Here is a 15,462-nt window from a genome sequence, read left to right as displayed (position 1 = left end):
CACTCCCCTCCAAAAGGTTTTTGCGCGGTAGCCGATCGTGCGGTGCTTTGCAAATCTCGGCGCTTGCCCGCTCGTCGCGCTTTTCCTATCTCTTCGCCGCCATGCTCGACGATGCCCAACGCTCTCTGGAAGAAATCCTCTCGCCGCCGTTCCGCAACGTGTTGTGGAAGTCGGTCAGCCTGACGCTCGGGCTCTTGCTGGTCTTGTGGCTCGTCCTCGAAGGGCTCGTCGTGCACTTTCTGGCGCTGCCCTATCCCTGGCTCGAAACCGGTCTGACGATCGTCTCCGGCATCGGCCTCGTCGTCGGGCTTGCCTTTCTGGCTGCGCCGGCAACCTCGCTTTTCGCCGGCATTTTCCTCGATGAGATCGCCGAGGTGGTGGAGAAGAACCATTATCCGAGCGAGCCGGTGGGCAGGGCGCTCCCCTTGATGGAGGGCATTCTCACCACCCTGCAGTTCACGCTCGTGGTCGTCGGCGTCAATCTCGTCGCCTTGCCTCTCGTTCTCTTCGTCGGCTTCGGTGTCGTCATTTTCTTCGTCGCCAACGGCTATCTTCTCGGCCGGGAATATTTCGATCTCGCAGCGCGGCGGTTTCACGATCGGCGCGTGGCGAAGATCCTCCGGCTTCGGCATTCCGGTCGCATCTTCCTGGCTGGCCTCGTGATCGCGGGCTTCACCGCCGTGCCTCTCGTCAATCTTCTGGCGCCCCTTTTTGCCACCGCCTTCATGGTGCATGTGCACAAGCGCATCCAAAAAGCCGAGCGCGCCGCCGGCGGAGTGCTCGCCCCCGCCTGACGATCAACCGGCGATGTCGCTGAGATCGTGGGCAAGATCGGCGCGGACGAGCGCCGCGACGAGACGCGGAAAATCCTTGTGGGACACCAGTTTCGCGAGCTCCTCGGCGTCCTCGCCGAGATCGAGCTTTTTGGCGGCCGCGAGCGCTTTCTTGTCGGCGAAGGGGAAAAGCTCGTCCCAGGCCGGCTGCACCTCGCGGAAGAAAATGTCGACGCCGACATCGCCAAGGCCCTTGAACTCCTTCAGGAGTTTGCGCTCCTGGGCCGGTTCCTCGTCGGCCGCGTCGCGCAATTTCCTGAGGTCGCCGCGATATTTGTCGAGAAGAAGCTCCGAGGTCTCACCGAGCATCCGTGATGTGCTCTCGTCGTAACGCGCATAGCCATGCGAGGTGAGCACGTCGACGCGGTCTTGCCAGCTCGCCGCCGCCATTTTGTCGGGCGTCGTGTAGCCGGCGTCCGCCAAGGCCTTCGCGGCACGAAAGGCATTGTCGGCGCTGATGCGGGCGGAAAACAGGATCGACGCCGTCAGCCAGCGAAACAGGGGAGAGGGCGTGTTCTTGGCGATCGGGATGCCGAGCGCGTCGCAATAGGTGGTACCGTGACGCTCCAGGAGCATCTTGATGCGCGCCGATTTCGATGCGGCCATCCTTACCCTCCTCGGAATTGGCTCTTTGGCAAAACCCGAGCCTTCCTTCGCTGTTCCCCACAATGTGAAGTGTCTGGAACAACGTCAAACTGCAAAAATACACGAAATAGCTGCATAAAAACGCGCCGGGCGCGCTTTCCGCCCCTTGCGGAGCAAGGCGGGGCTCCTACCTGCGAGGAATGGCGCCGCCCTTTCGCCCAACAGATGGACCCGCAGACGTTCGGTGGCGTCGGGTCCGAACCCCGAACTTTGGGGGCTATGCTTGAAACTCAGCGACAACCAGATTGCCGCGGTCCGTGAGACCGTGGGTGCCGAACCCATTCCGGAAGACAACCCGGCTATGGAGCCGCTGAAGCAGAACTTCGGCGACCATACGTTTTACGTCGACAACACGGGCCTTCTCGTCCTGGAACCGGTGAACGATCCGAACCAGCCCGGCGAGCCGGCGGCGGTGATCCATATCGCCACCTGGACCGACGAGGAACGCAAGCAGCTGCAGCCGATCGAGCCGAAGGCGTCGGGCGCAGTCCTGGATCTGGCCCCGGCCGGTCCTGCGAACGGTGCCGGCGGCACCGCCGCGTAACGGAAGCTACGTTGTCGATTGCGGTCGACGCATGCCGGCCGCAGGATTGCACCGCGCCCGGTCTCGCCGATGAGGTGAGGCCGGGCGCGCGCATGTCAGACTAACGCTGCGCCATGTCGGCGCCTGTCCGGTTCGCTGGCGATGCGGGCACTAGATCGGCTGTCTAATGCGCGGCTTCCCAATTGTCGGCAGCCCGCGCATCAACCTGCAGCGGGACCCTGAGCGCCACGGCCGGCTCCGCCGCCTTTTCCATCACCTCGCGGATGACGGGCAGGCTCGCCTCCACCTCTTCCTCCGGCACTTCGAAAATCAGTTCGTCATGCACCTGCAAGAGCATGCGCGCGGAAAGCTGTGCCTCGGCGAGCGCATCTTCCATGCGGATCATGGCGCGGCGGATGATATCTGCGGCCGATCCCTGGATCGGAGCGTTGATCGCTGCGCGTTCCGCGCCGGAACGGATCGAATGGTTGGAGTGCTTGATGTTCGGGAAATGTGCCCGGCGCCCGAAGAGCGTCTCCACATAGCCCTTGTCGCGCGCCTTCTCCTTCGTTTCCTCCATATAATCGCGGATGCCGGGGAAGCGCTTGAAATAGGTCTTGATGTAGTCGCCCGCCTCCTCGCGGCCGATACCGAGCTGGGCGGCGAGCCCGAAGGCCGAAATGCCGTAGATGATGCCGAAATTGATCGCCTTGGCGCGCCGACGGATCATCGGATCCATGCCTTCGATCGGCGTCGAAAACATCTCCGAGGCCGTCATCGCATGAATGTCGAGCCCGTCCTCGAAGGCGCGGCGAAGCGCGGGGATTTCCGCGATATGGGCGAGAATCCGGAGTTCGATCTGCGAATAATCGGCCGAGAGGAGCCGGGTGCCTTCCTCCGCCACGAAGGCGGTGCGGATTTCACGCCCCTCCTCAGTGCGAACGGGAATGTTCTGCAGGTTCGGCTCTGAGGAGGAGAGCCGGCCCGTCGTCGTTGAGGCGAGGGAATAAGACGTGTGCACCCGCCCGCGTGCGTCGAGATAGGAGGGGATGGCGTCGGTATAGGTGCCCTTGAGCTTGGTGAGCCGGCGCCAGGCGACGATCTTCATCGGCAGGGGGTGGCCCTCGGCCGCCAGATCCTCCAGCACCTTGAGGTCCGTCGACCATTGGCCGCCCTTGGTCTTGCGGCCACCCGGCAGGCCGAGCTTGCCGAAAAGGATCTCCCCAAGCTGTTTTGGCGAGCCGATGTTGAACGTTTCGCCCGCCATCTCGAAAATCTCCGCTTCGAGCCCGGCGGCCTTCTGCGCGAAGCGGCCGGAAAGCCGCGAGAGGATGTCGCGATCGACCTTGATGCCGCGCTCTTCCATGCGGGCGAGCACCGGCAGGAGCGGCCGTTCCAGCCGCTCGTAGACATTGGTGAGCCCTTCGGCAGCAAGGCGCGGCTTCAAGACCAGCCAGAGCCGTAGCGTGACGTCGGCATCCTCGGCAGCATAAGAGGTGGCGCGATCGATCGGCGCGAAGTCGAAGGTAACCTTGTCGCGGCCGGTGCCGCAGACGTCCTTATAGGCGATCGGCTTGTGGCCGAGATGGCGCTCCGAGAGAATGTCCATCCCGTGCTGCTGGCCGAAACCGGCGTCGAGCGCGTAGGAAATCAGCATCGTATCGTCGTAACTCGCGATCTCGATGCCGCGGGCTTTCAAGAGCAGCCAGTCGTATTTGAGGTTCTGGCCGATCTTGAGGATCGTCGGATCTTCCAGGAGCGGCTTTAGGAGTTCGAGCGCCCTGGCCTCGCCGATCTGTGTATAGTCACTATCGCTTGAATCGGAAGAAGAGGAAGAGTCAGCACCGCCTTCCGCCGCGGCTTCTGCGGCTTTTCCAGTCTCTGCACCCCCGCCAAACAGGTCGGAATGGGGGGCGGCATCTGGGCGACGGTGGCCGAGAGGCACGTAGCATGCCTCACCCGGCGCGATCGCGAGCGAGACGCCGCACAGCGTCGCCTGCAAGGGATTGAGGCTCGTCGTCTCCGTATCGAAGGCGAGACGCCCCGCCGCGTAGGCACGTCCAATCCACGCCTCGAGCGCCTCGACGGTGCGCACGCATGCGTAAGAGCTCGGATCGATCTTGGGTTCAATCGCCGTCTCGGCGCGCTGGCGTGCAAGATCGGCGGGGGCCGCCAGAAAGCCGCGCTCGGCGGCGAAAGCCCCATCGCCAGCTGCTGCGACCTCGCCCGTCCCGTCCCCCGTCGTCTCGGCAAGGTCCGGGCCGTGGGCGGCGGGGCCTGCACCCCAGCCCGCGATTTCGAGTGTAGGTGCGGAGATTGCCGCCGCGTCGGCCTCCATTCTTTCGGCGATGCGGCGGGTCAGCGTGTTGAACTCCATCGCCTTGCAGAAGCCGATCGCCTTCGCCGCGTCGAGGCCTTCCACGGCGAGATCGCCGAGCGGCACCTCGATCGGCACGCTCGTGGAGAGTTCGACGAGCTTTTTGGAGATGCGCGCCTGCTCGGCAAATTCGATGAGGTTTTCGCGGCGCTTGTTCTGCTTGATTTCCGAGGCGCGGGAGAGAAGCGTTTCGAGGTCTCCGTACTCATGCAGAAGCTGGGCGGCGGTTTTCGGACCGATGCCCGGCACGCCCGGCACGTTGTCGGTCGCATCGCCGGTCAGCGCTTGCAGATCGATCATCTTGTCGGGGAAGACGCCGAACTTCTGCATGACGAATTCGGCATCGATCAGCTGGTCGCGCATCGTGTCGAACATGATGACGGTGGGCCCGATCAGCTGCATCAGATCCTTGTCGGAGGAGATGATGGTCGTGCGCGCCCCGGCCTCGCAGGCGAGCTTCGCATAGGTGGCGATGAGGTCGTCCGCCTCCCATCCCTGCTGTTCGACGCAGGCGAGGTTGAAGGCGCGCGTCGCGTCGCGGATCAGGCTGAATTGCGGAACGAGATCCTCCGGCGGTTCGGGCCGATGCGCCTTGTACTCGGGGTAGATCTCGTTGCGGAACGTCTTCGCCGAATAATCGAAGATGACGGCAAAATGCGTGGGCTCGTCGCCTTTCTCCGGCGTCGGTCCCTCCTGCAGGAGCTTCCAGATCATGTTGCAGAAGCCGGAGACCGCACCGACGGGCAGGCCGTCGGATTTGCGCGTCAAAGGTGGCAGGGCATGGAAGGCGCGGAAGATGAAGGCGGAGCCGTCGACGAGGACGAGATGATCGCCGGATGTCATGCCGGCGCCGGAGGCAGATTTTTCGGAGGAGCTCATGGCGCGGAGATTTGACTGCCGCGCTTCCGATTTCAAGCAGAACCGATCCGGCGCACGCCGCATCCCCTGCGAAGAGAGGTTTTACTCCGCCGGAGCGATCGCCGCCTTCTGTCCGGGTTTGCTGCGCCAGGGCTGGTCGATCCGGGCCCAGGCGGGGCGCACGAAGAGGAAGGTGCCCCAGCCGGTACGGCGGGTAAACTCGTAGAGGATCACCGGGCCGATGACGCCCGCCGCCGTGACGAGAAGCGAGATCGTGCCGATATCGGTGATGACACCGAGCTTCAAAAGGATGCTGCGGGTCACCACCATCGGCAGGAAGAAGGCGAGATAGACGACGATCGAATTGGCGCCGAGATAGGTCAAGGGGCGCAAGACGAACGTCTTGGCGAGAAGAACGGAGAAGGTGCAGACCGCGACCGCCCCCGCGAAACCGAGGCCGAGCGAAATGCCGGGCAGTTTCGAGATTCCGCCGAACACGCAGGCCGCGTTGAGGGCACTCCAGACCGCCAGATAGCCGACACCGAAAAGGAGATGCCGGTCGGCACGGTCCGCAAAGCGGAAAATCGCATCCGCCAGGATGAAGCCCGTGTAGAAATAGACGAAGCGGGAAGCGAATTCGTCGATCAGCATCGAGCCGGTGTTGATATGCGCGATCTCAAGCCCGGCTGCCACCAGCCAGACGAGCCAGGCGGGCACGCGGCCGTGGACGAGGCGCGTCACGGCGAAAAAGATCGCCAGATGGTAGATGAACCAGAGCGTGCCGAAAGGTTCCACGAAGCTCTTCAGATAGAACAGCAAGGCGCCGCCCCAGCCATAGTCCGAGGCGAATTCCGGGGCCTTCAGGACGAACTGGATGGTGAGCCAGAGCACGTAAAAATACGCGAAATGCAGGATCTTGCGGTCGACATAGAGGCGCAAAGGTGCGGTGATCCGGGCCGACAGGAAAAGCCCCGCGATCATGAAGAAGTCGGGCATTCGGAAGGGGCGGGCGAATTCGACGACGTAATTCATCCAGCCGTTGGCGCCGACCGCCTTCTCCACCCCCAGCGTGGAATGCATCATCACCACCATGATGATGCAAAAACCCTTGGCGACGTCGACCCATGCGACACGCGTTCTTAATGGGGTGTTCGCCGTGCCGGCCGCATCCATGGCGCGATCCTTCTTTCGGAAGAAACTCTCCCTAATATGCGAAGCTTGCTCCGCGACGTCGCGACGAATTCTAAAAGACAGTTAAAATTGCACGTTTTGAAGGCGAAGACCGGCGCTGCGTCAGAAGCCGCCTGCGCCGGAGAAGGAACGGGGAGCCTCGTCGATCAGGCGGGCGCCGGAGCCGGTGACTTCGTAAACGGCGAGCTGGCGCTGATTGGTACCGTCCGATTTGAGGCGGAAAACGCCGTCCACGCCGTTGAAGCCGTTCGGATTGGTGAGAAGGCTCGCGGAAAACGCATCGTCGGGATTCTGCCGTACGAGCCCGGCCGCCAGAACCGTGGCGTCGTAGGCAAGTGTCGCGTTGCGCGGCGGCTCAGAGCCATAGGCCGCCCGATAGCGCGCGGCGAACCCGTCGAAAGTGCGCCGCGTCGGTGCCGGGAACCAGCCGCCGGCGAGCGCGCCGTTGTTGAGGACGGCCGGATCGTTCCACTGGCCGCTGCCCAAAAGCTTGATGTTGCTGCCGGCGGAGCCGAGCGCCTGCGAGATGAGGGCCGGCGCCTGGCCGGCGTCGGGAATGAAAAGCGCATCGATGCGTGAGGAAATCGCCGCGATATCGGCCGTCTTCGCCCGGATGTCGGCGTCGGTGAGGTCGTAATGCTCGATCGCGACGACCCGTCCACCCGAATTGGCGACCGCCTGGCGGAAGGCCGCGTCGACGACGGTGCCATAGGCGTTGTTGGGCAGGAGCGCGGCAAAGGATTCCCGCCCTTCGCTCGCCGCATAGGAGACGATGCGTTCTGCATCCGAGCCCGGCAGGAAGCTGAGGAGATAGACGCCCGGGCCGGCAACTGCGGTGTCGGACGAGAAGGCCACCATCGGCGCATTGGCGCGGCGCGCCACGGGTGCGGCAGCGCTCACCGATGAGGCGAAAAGCGGTCCGAGAACGATCTTGGTTCCCTCTGAGACCGCCTTCTGGGCGGCCGCCTGCGCCCCGGCCGGCGTGCCACCGGTGTCATAGACGATGAGCGAGATCGGCACGTTGGGGAAGTCGCGCATCGCCGTCTCGGCGGAATTGCGAAATGCCTGCGCGGCATTGCCGGCATTGCCCGTCGCCGTCAGCGGCAGAAGCATGGCGACGCGAGTGGCGCCGCTGCCGATGACCTCGCCGGTTGGAGCGGCAGGCCCCTGATTGACCGGCAGATTGCCCCCGCCGTTCCCCGACATGGAGGTGCATCCCGCCAGAAACAGGAATAGGAGAGTTGCCGCGAACCAGCCGAAAAGGCCACTCGGCATCGAAAAATTCCGCCTGAACACGTCGTCTCTCCCGCCCGGAATGGTTGCCAGGCCCCCTTTTGGATCCTAGGCATTCGTCATAAGCGGCGCGTGGCGCCGTCTCAAGGGCAGCCGCAGAGAATGGCCGGAGACAGAGATAGAATTTTCGTCATGCGGGGCCATGCATTGACGGCGCCGCATCTCGAGCCGGGCCTCTACGTCACGGCGACGCCGATCGGCCATCTCGGCGACATCACCATCCGCGCGCTGGAGGTTCTGGCCGCCGCCGACGTGATCGCGGCTGAAGACACCCGCGTTACCCGAAAACTCCTGTCGCGCTACGGCATCACCACGCGTCTCACCGCTTATCACGAACACTCCCATCCCGATGTCGACGAGCGCCTCGTCAAGCTGATGGCGGAGGGCGAGGCCGTGGCCCTCGTCACAGATGCCGGAACACCGGTCGTCTCCGATCCGGGAACTCGGCTCGTCGCACGTGCTGCCGCCGAAGGTGTTGCCGTCCATCCGATTCCGGGAGCATCGAGCCTGACCGCGGCCCTGAGCGTTGCCGGGATTTCGGCTGAGGCGACGCTTTTTCTGGGTTTTCTGCCGGCGAAGGAGAAGGCGCGACGCGACGCGCTTCGCCGGTTCGCCGATCTCCCCTTCGCTCTCGTGCTTCTGGAAGCGCCGCATCGGCTCCGGGCCTTTGCCCGCGACGCGGCACAGATCCTCGGCGACCGGCCCGTCTGCCTGTGCCGGGAGATGACGAAGCTTCATGAAACGTTTTTGCGCGGTTCGCTCGCCGATCTTGCCGATGCGGCCGGCGAGCAGGACAAGGGCGAGATTGTCGTGGTGGTTGGGCCCCCCGCACCCAAGGAGGCGGGCGCAGGCTTAGATGAGGAGGATCTCGACCGCATGCTAGCTGAGCGTCTTGGCACCATGGGGGTCAAGGATGCCGCCCGCGAGGTGGCCGATGAAACCGGTCTGCCCCGGCGCGCGCTTTATCAGCGCGCGCTTTCGCTCGGCAAGGAGTGAGAGGCGGGGGCACTGAATGAGCGACAAGCGGCGCCGGGCCTACCGACAGGGCCATATGGCCGAGATGGCGGCGGCGCTCTTCCTCATGATGAAGGGGTATAGGATCCTCGCACGCCGCTACCGGACGCCACTTGGCGAGATCGATCTCATTGCCCGTCGCGGCCGCACCGTCGCCTTCGTCGAGGTGAAGCTTCGCGGTGAGAGAGAGGCGGCAGACTGGGCGCTCACCCCACGCAGCGAAAGGCGCATCGGCGCCGCCGCAAGCGTTTGGACCTCGCGGCATCCCGCCGCCATGGAGTTCACGCAGCGCTTCGATCTCGTTCTCGTTTCCCCTTTTCGTTTACCCCGGCATCTTGCGGACGCCTTTCGCCCTCCCAATTGATTGCCTCCGGCCCACTTGATTGCATCGGGCCACTTGATTGCATCGGGAATGAAGCGCGGCTAACGCAGAAGCCGGAAGAACGGAGAGACCAATGGCCCTTTCAGTCGCAGTGCAGATGGATCCGATCGCTCAGATCGATATTCGCGGCGATACGACCTTCGCGCTGATGCTGGAGGCGCAACAGCGCGGCCACAGCCTCTTTTATTACGAGCCGCGGCACCTTTCGATGGAGGCCGGCCGCGTCTTTGCCCGCATGCGGGCGGTGAGTGTCGCCGACGAGGTCGGCCGCCATTACAATCTCGACGAGGCGGAACAGCAGCTCGGGCTCGAAGATTTCGACGTCGTCCTGATGCGCCAGGATCCGCCCTTCGACATGGCCTATATCTCGGCGACGCATCTCTTGGAGCGGGTCCATCCGAAGACCCTCGTCGTCAACGATCCCGCCCATGTGCGCAACGCACCGGAAAAACTCTTCGTCACCGAATTCTCAGATCTGATGCCGGAGACGCTGATTTCCCGGGACATCGCAGCGATCCGCGCCTTCCGCGAAAAGCATCGCGACATCATCCTGAAGCCGCTCTACGGCAATGGCGGCGCGGCGGTCTTCCGTATCAGCGAGGGGGACGAAAACCTCTCCTCGCTGATCGAACTTTTCGAGACGACCTTCCGCGAGCCCTTCGTCGTGCAGCGCTATCTGCCGGAGATACGTAAGGGCGACAAACGCATCATCATCGTCGACGGCGAGCCCGCCGGGGCGATCAACCGGATCCCGGCAGTCGGCGATGCGCGCTCCAACATGCATGTCGGCGGCAAGGCCGTTGCCGCCGAACTCACCGATCGCGATCGCGAGATCTGTGCCCGTATCGGCCCGGAACTCAAGGCGCGCGGCTTCATCCTCGTCGGCATCGACGTGATCGGCGACGTGATGACGGAGATCAACGTCACCTCGCCCACAGGCATCCGCGAGCTGCAGCGTTTTTCGGATATCGACGCGGCTGCGATGGTGTGGGACGCGATCGAAAAGCGCTGCAAGGGCTGACGGGCAACTGTCGGCGAAGGCCTTGCCGCGCCAAGATCTGCCCGGGCGAAGATTGGCCCGGGCGAGCTTCGTCAGTCGAGAAGCGAGACGGCCGAGGGCATCACGTCGCCGGCGATGAAGCCGTGGATGCGGGCGACGAAATCGTCGACCTTTCGCAAGACCTTCCGCTGTTGCGAGGCGTCGGTACGCAGAAAGAACGGGTAATAATTGGTCGTACCGAAATCGTCGATGAGGACGAGGCGGCGGATTTGGCCGTCGACATCTTCCTGGACGAGAACATTGCACAACATGATTTTTCGCGTCGGGACACGATAGGTGAAGAGATGGTCGCAAAACGTCTCGACGGCTGCCTGACATTCCGGCGAATAGCCGTGGATCGTCAGATAGCTTTCGAGCGTACGTGAGATCTCGCCGTCGCCGTCGCGAATGAGCTCCACCGAGAGCCCCATCCCGAGGCTTGTCGGCACGAAGCCGAACTGCCGTGCCACATGCGCGAAGGCTGCCTCGCCGCGGACCTGGCCGAGGCGGCGCAGGATGTGCTCGTCCTGGCGGTTGTCATCGAAGCGCACGAGCGGGCGCAGACGCTTCCACGCAGCTTTTGACCGGCGCTGGTCGGCAAGCGTATAATCCGGTCGTCGCACCTTGATCCCGCGGTCTTTTCTGGAGGGATCGACAAAGCAGAGCCGCCGCCCGCCGCGCGCAAACGGGATCGCCCGGCTGAGATCGACGGTGCCGGCCAGGGACCGCCGGTCCGCCTGCGCATGCATCGTTTCCGGTCCAGCGACAAACGCCCAAACCGGCGCAAAAAACGCCCTTAGGCGCGCCGAAGCGCGCCTTTTTTCAATCGAATCGCAGACCATGTGCCCCGGCCGCCTGTTCGCATACGCAGCGTCGACCCGCCGCGAGTGTTATGTATCTGTCATAAAGTCCTCGGCGATGGCAGTTTCAAGGACTGGGAGGTCAGAAGCTCGGAAATGTGACCGATGCGTTTCTTATTGTTTCTCTTGCGCAACAGGTGCGCTCCCAGATCGCGTTCCGTTTTCGTTCTTGTCATCACGTGAAAGCTGAGTCATTCTGCAATCAGAACGGGGGCAGAGACGATGGTTTCTCGCGTTACGACAGTGGCTTTTCGCGGGGTCGAAGCGATCCCCGTCGATGTCCAGGTGCTGATCGCGCCGGGACGCACGCTCTTCAATATCGTCGGCCTGCCCGACAAGGCGGTCGCGGAAAGCCGCGAACGTGTGCAGGCGGCGATCCATGCCTCGGGCCTCGCCCTCCCGGCGAAGCGCATCACCGTCAATCTCGCCCCGGCGGATCTTCCCAAGGAAGGCAGCCATTACGATCTGCCGATCGCGCTTGCCCTGATGGCGGCGATGGGCGCCATTCCGGCCGATGCCGTCGGGGATCATGTGGTGCTTGGGGAACTCGGCCTCGACGGCCGTATCGAAGCGGTGGCGGGGGTGCTGCCGGCCGCCATCAGCGCCAATGCTCTGAAGAAGGGGCTCATCTGCCCAGCCGCCTGCGGCGGGGAGGCGGCCTGGGCGGGGGAGGACCTCGCCATTCTGGCACCGAAGAGCCTGATAGCGCTCGCCAATCACATCGCGGGCAGTCAGGTTCTGTCTCAGCCCAAGCCCGCGCTTCGTGCCGCAAGCGAGGTCCTTCCCGATCTCTCCGAAATCCACGGCCAGGAGAGCGCCAAACGGGCGCTGGAGATTGCCGCAGCCGGCGGCCACAACATGCTGATGATCGGCCCCCCGGGCGCCGGCAAATCGATGCTGGCAAGCCGACTGCCGTCGATCCTGCCGCCGCTTGCGCCGCGCGAACTCCTCGACGTGTCGATGATCTCCTCGATCGCCGGGACACTCGCCGGCGGGCGGCTGTCGAGCCAGCGGCCTTTTAGGGCGCCGCATCATTCGGCCTCCATGGCAGCGATGGTCGGCGGTGGCATCAATGCGCGACCGGGCGAGGTGTCGCTTGCCCATCACGGCGTGCTCTTCCTCGATGAATTGCCGGAATTCACACCGGCCGTGCTCGATTCGCTACGCCAGCCGCTGGAGACCGGCGAGGCCGCCATCGCGCGCGCCAACCACCGCGTCACCTATCCGGCCGAGTTTCAATTGATCGCGGCGATGAACCCGTGTCGCTGCGGCATGGCAGGTGAGCCCGGGCACACCTGCCGGCGCGGCGCCCGTTGCGCCGCCGACTATCAGGCCCGGCTCTCCGGGCCTTTGATCGACCGCATCGATCTCAGGATCGAAGTGCCGGCACTCTCTGCCATCGATCTGATCGGACCCGCCGAGGCGGAGCCGAGCGCGGCGGTGCGCGAGCGTGTCGCGGCGGCGCGTGCGATGCAGGCGGAGCGCTATATGTCCCGCGGCTTGCCGGGCCTGCGTATCAATGCGCGCGCCGGCAGCCGCGTCGTTGAAGATGTCGCAGCTCCGGACGAGGCCGGTGCCCGTCTCATTCGCGATGCCGCAGAAGCGATGGGCTTGTCGGCGCGCGGCTACCATCGCGTTCTCAAAGTCGCCCGCACGCTCGCCGATCTCGATCAGGAGGAAAAGGTGCGCCGCATCCATGTGGCCGAGGCCTTGAGCTACCGCCAGAGCGCCTCTCTGCTCGCCGCGGCCGCATGATGAAAGTGCCCGCGGAAAAACCGTAGAGCCCTCCGCCCGCGTGACGTCGTAAAGGGGGCGCTTGAAAGGGGGACCCCAAGGGGCGTCCAAGGGGGCCTCCGACGGGGGCGTCCGAGGTTGCGTTCGGGCGTCCTCCGGTGATCATCCTCAGAAAGGGCGGCGCTGCCGCAGGCGGTCTCGCCCAAACCGGGGCCTTTCGCCCGTCGAGCTACTCTCGCCAAAGCCGGGCGGTCAGGCCGCTTTCTGCAGGCGATCTCTGGAAAGGGCCCGGCCGCTCTCGTCGAAGAGCAGCAAATCCGCGGCATCGGCGGCGAGACGCACGCTTTCGCCGCGCTCGATCGCCACTTCCCCGGCAAGCTTCGCCACCACCGGATCGTCCTGGCGGCCGATATCGACGTAGACGAGCGTGACCTCGCCCAGAAGCTCCACCAGCGTGACCTCGCCTTCGATCAGTGCCTCCTCGTCCATTTCCGCAAGGCGGAGGCTTTCCGGGCGGACACCGAGATGGCCAGGGCCTTGTGCGACGGCAATCCCCTCGGGACGCGGCAAAGTGAGATCCTTGCCGCCGTCGGGTGCGATCCGCAGCGTGTCCTGCGCGGTGGTGAAGGTGGCAGCTAGAACGTTCATCGCGGGCGATCCGATGAACTTCGCCACGAACAAATTGTCTGGCCGGTGGTAGAGCTCCAACGGCGTCCCAACCTGCTCGACCCGGCCTTTGTTCAACACGACGATGCGGTCGGCGAGCGTCATCGCCTCCACCTGGTCGTGGGTCACATAGATCATGGTCGTGTCGGGCATCTTCTCGTGCAAACGGGCGATCTCGATGCGCGTCTGCACGCGCAGCGCCGCATCGAGGTTCGACAAGGGCTCGTCGAAGAGAAAGACCGCCGGATCGCGGGTGATCGCGCGCCCAATCGCCACGCGCTGGCGCTGGCCCCCGGAAAGCTCCTTCGGCAGCCGGTCGAGATAGGGCTCGATCTGGAGAATGCGCGCCGCCTCGCGAACCCGCTTGTCCACCGCATCGCGCCCGGCCCCTTTGTCGAGGCGGAGCCCGAAGGCCATGTTGTCGTACACGCTCATATGCGGATAGAGCGCGTAGGACTGGAACACCATGGCGATGCCGCGCTCCTTCGGAGTGCGATCGTTGACGGCTTCCCCGCCGATCTCGAGCGTCCCGTGGGTGATGTCCTCAAGCCCGGCGATCACACGCAAAAGCGTGGATTTGCCGCAGCCGGACGGGCCGACGAAAACGACGAATTCCCCGTCCTCGATGTCGAGATTGATGTCCTGAAGTACTTTGACCTTGCCGAAGGCCTTATCGACACCTCTCAGCCTGAGATTGGCCATCGAAGCTCCTCCCATTTGACGACCGATCGCTTTGGCAGCGAAGGCGCCAGCGGCCCTTCGCTGCAGCAATTGTCTGGGAAACGCGCGATGAGGCGAGTGGCTGCAACCCCGTTCGGCGCAAAGCTCTCTTCGGCCGCTAAGACTGAGAAATCCCCGTCAGGCGCCTGTCTCAGGCGTCCGTGCGGCGCACCCGGACCACGACCTCGACGGCGGTGATTTCCATGCCTTCCGGCGGCTCTGGAACCTGCGTCAGGCTGACCGGCCCTTCGATGTCCATGAGCGAATTTTCACCTTCCACGAAGAAATGGTGATGGTCGGACACGTTCGTGTCGAAATAGGTCCGCGCCCCATCGACTGCGACTTCTCGCAGCAGCCCAGCTTCCGTGAACTGATGCAGGGTGTTGTAGATCGTCGCGAGCGAGACCGGGACCCGCATGGATTGCGCTTCCTCGTGGAGAAGCTCCGCAGAAATATGGCGATCGCCTTTCTTGAACAGCAGACCGGCCAGGGCCACTCGCTGTCTCGTCGGCCGCAGACCGGCACGACGCAGCCAACGGGTCAGCTGCTCGGGCGAATTGTGGTTGTGTATAGCCGTCATGTCAGCTCGCTCTCGGCAGCCAAAGAGTTTAAAGGACGCTGCCTTTAGCCCTATATGCGAATTTGTATCGTTCTGACAACTCTGACGCTGTGTCGCTGTTGCCGCGCGCGTCGGTTTCGCTACGCGACGCGGTATGTTAGGTAGCGGGTTGTCGTTAAGGAACCCAGATGACCCGCCTCACAGAAAGACCAATGCAATGAATGAGCGGCGCAGCCATTTCGAGTATGAGGACCTTCTTGCCTGCGGGCGGGGAGAGCTTTTCGGGGAGGGCAATGCGCAATTGCCGCTGCCGCCGATGCTGATGTTCGACCGTATTTCGGAGATTGCTGACGAAGGTGGCGAATACGGCAAGGGGCGGATCCGTGCCGAGATGGAGGTACGTCCCGACCTCTGGTTCTTTCCCTGCCATTTCCATGGCGATCCGGTGATGCCGGGCTGCCTGGGTCTCGATGCCCTTTGGCAGCTTCTCGGCTTTTTCCTCGGCTGGCTCGGCGCGCCGGGTAAGGGCCGCGCGCTTTCCGTCGGCGAAGTAAAATTCACCGGCATGGTTCTTCCGACCGTCAAACGACTGGAGTACGGAATAGAGCTGAAGCGCATTCTGCGCTCCAAACTCACGCTCGGCATTGCCGATGGCTGGCTGAAGGCCGACGGCGAAGTCATTTACCGCGCAAAAGATCTGAAGGTCGGGCTGTTCACGGCAAATCAGGCTGTTGCCACCGCGTAAGTCGCGCCAGGACCGGACTATCA

Annotated in this window: 14 protein-coding genes; 7 read left to right on the top strand and 7 right to left on the bottom strand. The window is 63.8% G+C overall.

The window, feature by feature from the left end; translation table 11 throughout:
* Nucleotides 1–47: 47 nt before the first annotated feature.
* Nucleotides 48–794 (top strand): sulfate transporter family protein, encoded by a 747-nt coding sequence (locus BLP76_RS09435; RefSeq protein WP_244514521.1) that lies wholly within the window; start codon nucleotides 48–50, stop codon nucleotides 792–794.
* Nucleotides 795–797: 3 nt separating this feature from the next.
* Here BLP76_RS09435 and BLP76_RS09430 read toward each other — a convergent pair whose 3' ends face one another.
* Nucleotides 798–1,439 carry an HhH-GDP family DNA glycosylase gene (locus tag BLP76_RS09430; protein ID WP_092811924.1) on the bottom strand — a complete coding sequence of 214 codons (642 nt, stop codon included), beginning with the start codon at nucleotides 1,437–1,439 and terminating at the stop codon, nucleotides 798–800.
* Between the two features lie 262 nt (nucleotides 1,440–1,701).
* Between BLP76_RS09430 and BLP76_RS09425 the strand changes: the two genes are divergently transcribed.
* Complete coding sequence (locus tag BLP76_RS09425) at nucleotides 1,702–2,022, top strand: hypothetical protein (RefSeq protein WP_092811922.1); 321 nt, start codon at nucleotides 1,702–1,704, stop codon at nucleotides 2,020–2,022.
* Nucleotides 2,023–2,185: 163 nt separating this feature from the next.
* Here BLP76_RS09425 and polA read toward each other — a convergent pair whose 3' ends face one another.
* The 3 genes from polA to BLP76_RS09410 all read right to left on the bottom strand — a co-directional run bounded on the left by polA (nucleotide 2,186) and on the right by BLP76_RS09410 (nucleotide 7,702).
* Complete coding sequence (gene polA / locus BLP76_RS09420) at nucleotides 2,186–5,221, bottom strand: DNA polymerase I (protein ID WP_092812132.1); 3,036 nt, start codon at nucleotides 5,219–5,221, stop codon at nucleotides 2,186–2,188.
* Between the two features lie 117 nt (nucleotides 5,222–5,338).
* Nucleotides 5,339–6,409, bottom strand: coding sequence for an acyltransferase family protein (locus BLP76_RS09415; RefSeq protein WP_092811920.1), 1,071 nt, complete (start codon nucleotides 6,407–6,409; stop codon nucleotides 5,339–5,341).
* A 120-nt stretch (nucleotides 6,410–6,529) separates the two neighbouring features.
* Nucleotides 6,530–7,702, bottom strand: coding sequence for a penicillin-binding protein activator (locus BLP76_RS09410; protein ID WP_092812130.1), 1,173 nt, complete (start codon nucleotides 7,700–7,702; stop codon nucleotides 6,530–6,532).
* Between the two features lie 150 nt (nucleotides 7,703–7,852).
* Here BLP76_RS09410 and rsmI point away from each other — a divergent pair, with 150 nt between their 5' ends.
* From rsmI to gshB, 3 genes are all read left to right on the top strand, one after another.
* A complete protein-coding gene (gene rsmI, locus BLP76_RS09405) occupies nucleotides 7,853–8,716 on the top strand; it encodes a 16S rRNA (cytidine(1402)-2'-O)-methyltransferase (RefSeq protein WP_244514520.1) in 864 nt (287 codons plus the stop codon).
* 16 nt (nucleotides 8,717–8,732) lie between these two features.
* Nucleotides 8,733–9,098 (top strand): YraN family protein, encoded by a 366-nt coding sequence (locus tag BLP76_RS09400; RefSeq protein WP_092811916.1) that lies wholly within the window; start codon nucleotides 8,733–8,735, stop codon nucleotides 9,096–9,098.
* Nucleotides 9,099–9,189: 91 nt separating this feature from the next.
* Nucleotides 9,190–10,137 (top strand): glutathione synthase, encoded by a 948-nt coding sequence (gene gshB, locus BLP76_RS09395; RefSeq protein ID WP_092811914.1) that lies wholly within the window; start codon nucleotides 9,190–9,192, stop codon nucleotides 10,135–10,137.
* 71 nt (nucleotides 10,138–10,208) lie between these two features.
* On the opposite strand, the gene BLP76_RS09390 is transcribed toward gshB, so the two are convergent.
* Nucleotides 10,209–10,904, bottom strand: a complete 696-nt coding sequence (locus BLP76_RS09390; RefSeq protein ID WP_170130556.1) for a YrbL family protein — start codon at nucleotides 10,902–10,904, stop codon at nucleotides 10,209–10,211.
* A gap of 333 nt (nucleotides 10,905–11,237) precedes the next feature.
* Between BLP76_RS09390 and BLP76_RS09385 the strand changes: the two genes are divergently transcribed.
* On the top strand, nucleotides 11,238–12,770 hold the full coding sequence (locus tag BLP76_RS09385; RefSeq protein ID WP_092811910.1) for a YifB family Mg chelatase-like AAA ATPase: 1,533 nt from the start codon (nucleotides 11,238–11,240) through the stop codon (nucleotides 12,768–12,770).
* 231 nt (nucleotides 12,771–13,001) lie between these two features.
* Here the strand turns inward: BLP76_RS09385 and BLP76_RS09380 are convergent, their stop codons facing one another.
* Nucleotides 13,002–14,117, bottom strand: coding sequence for an ABC transporter ATP-binding protein (locus tag BLP76_RS09380; protein ID WP_092811908.1), 1,116 nt, complete (start codon nucleotides 14,115–14,117; stop codon nucleotides 13,002–13,004).
* Between the two features lie 169 nt (nucleotides 14,118–14,286).
* Nucleotides 14,287–14,715: an iron response transcriptional regulator IrrA gene (irrA, locus tag BLP76_RS09375; RefSeq protein WP_092811906.1), complete on the bottom strand. Its 429-nt coding sequence runs from the start codon at nucleotides 14,713–14,715 to the stop codon at nucleotides 14,287–14,289.
* 196 nt (nucleotides 14,716–14,911) lie between these two features.
* Between irrA and fabA the strand changes: the two genes are divergently transcribed.
* Nucleotides 14,912–15,439 carry a 3-hydroxyacyl-[acyl-carrier-protein] dehydratase FabA gene (gene fabA / locus BLP76_RS09370; RefSeq protein ID WP_092811904.1) on the top strand — a complete coding sequence of 176 codons (528 nt, stop codon included), beginning with the start codon at nucleotides 14,912–14,914 and terminating at the stop codon, nucleotides 15,437–15,439.
* Nucleotides 15,440–15,462: the final 23 nt, after the last annotated feature.

This window comes from Afifella marina DSM 2698, from assembly GCF_900102695.1.
In the GTDB taxonomy this organism is placed as follows: Bacteria; Pseudomonadota; Alphaproteobacteria; order Rhizobiales; family Afifellaceae; genus Afifella; species Afifella marina.
Note: the sequence above shows the minus strand (reverse complement) of the source record. Positions and strands in the feature narration are given on the sequence as shown.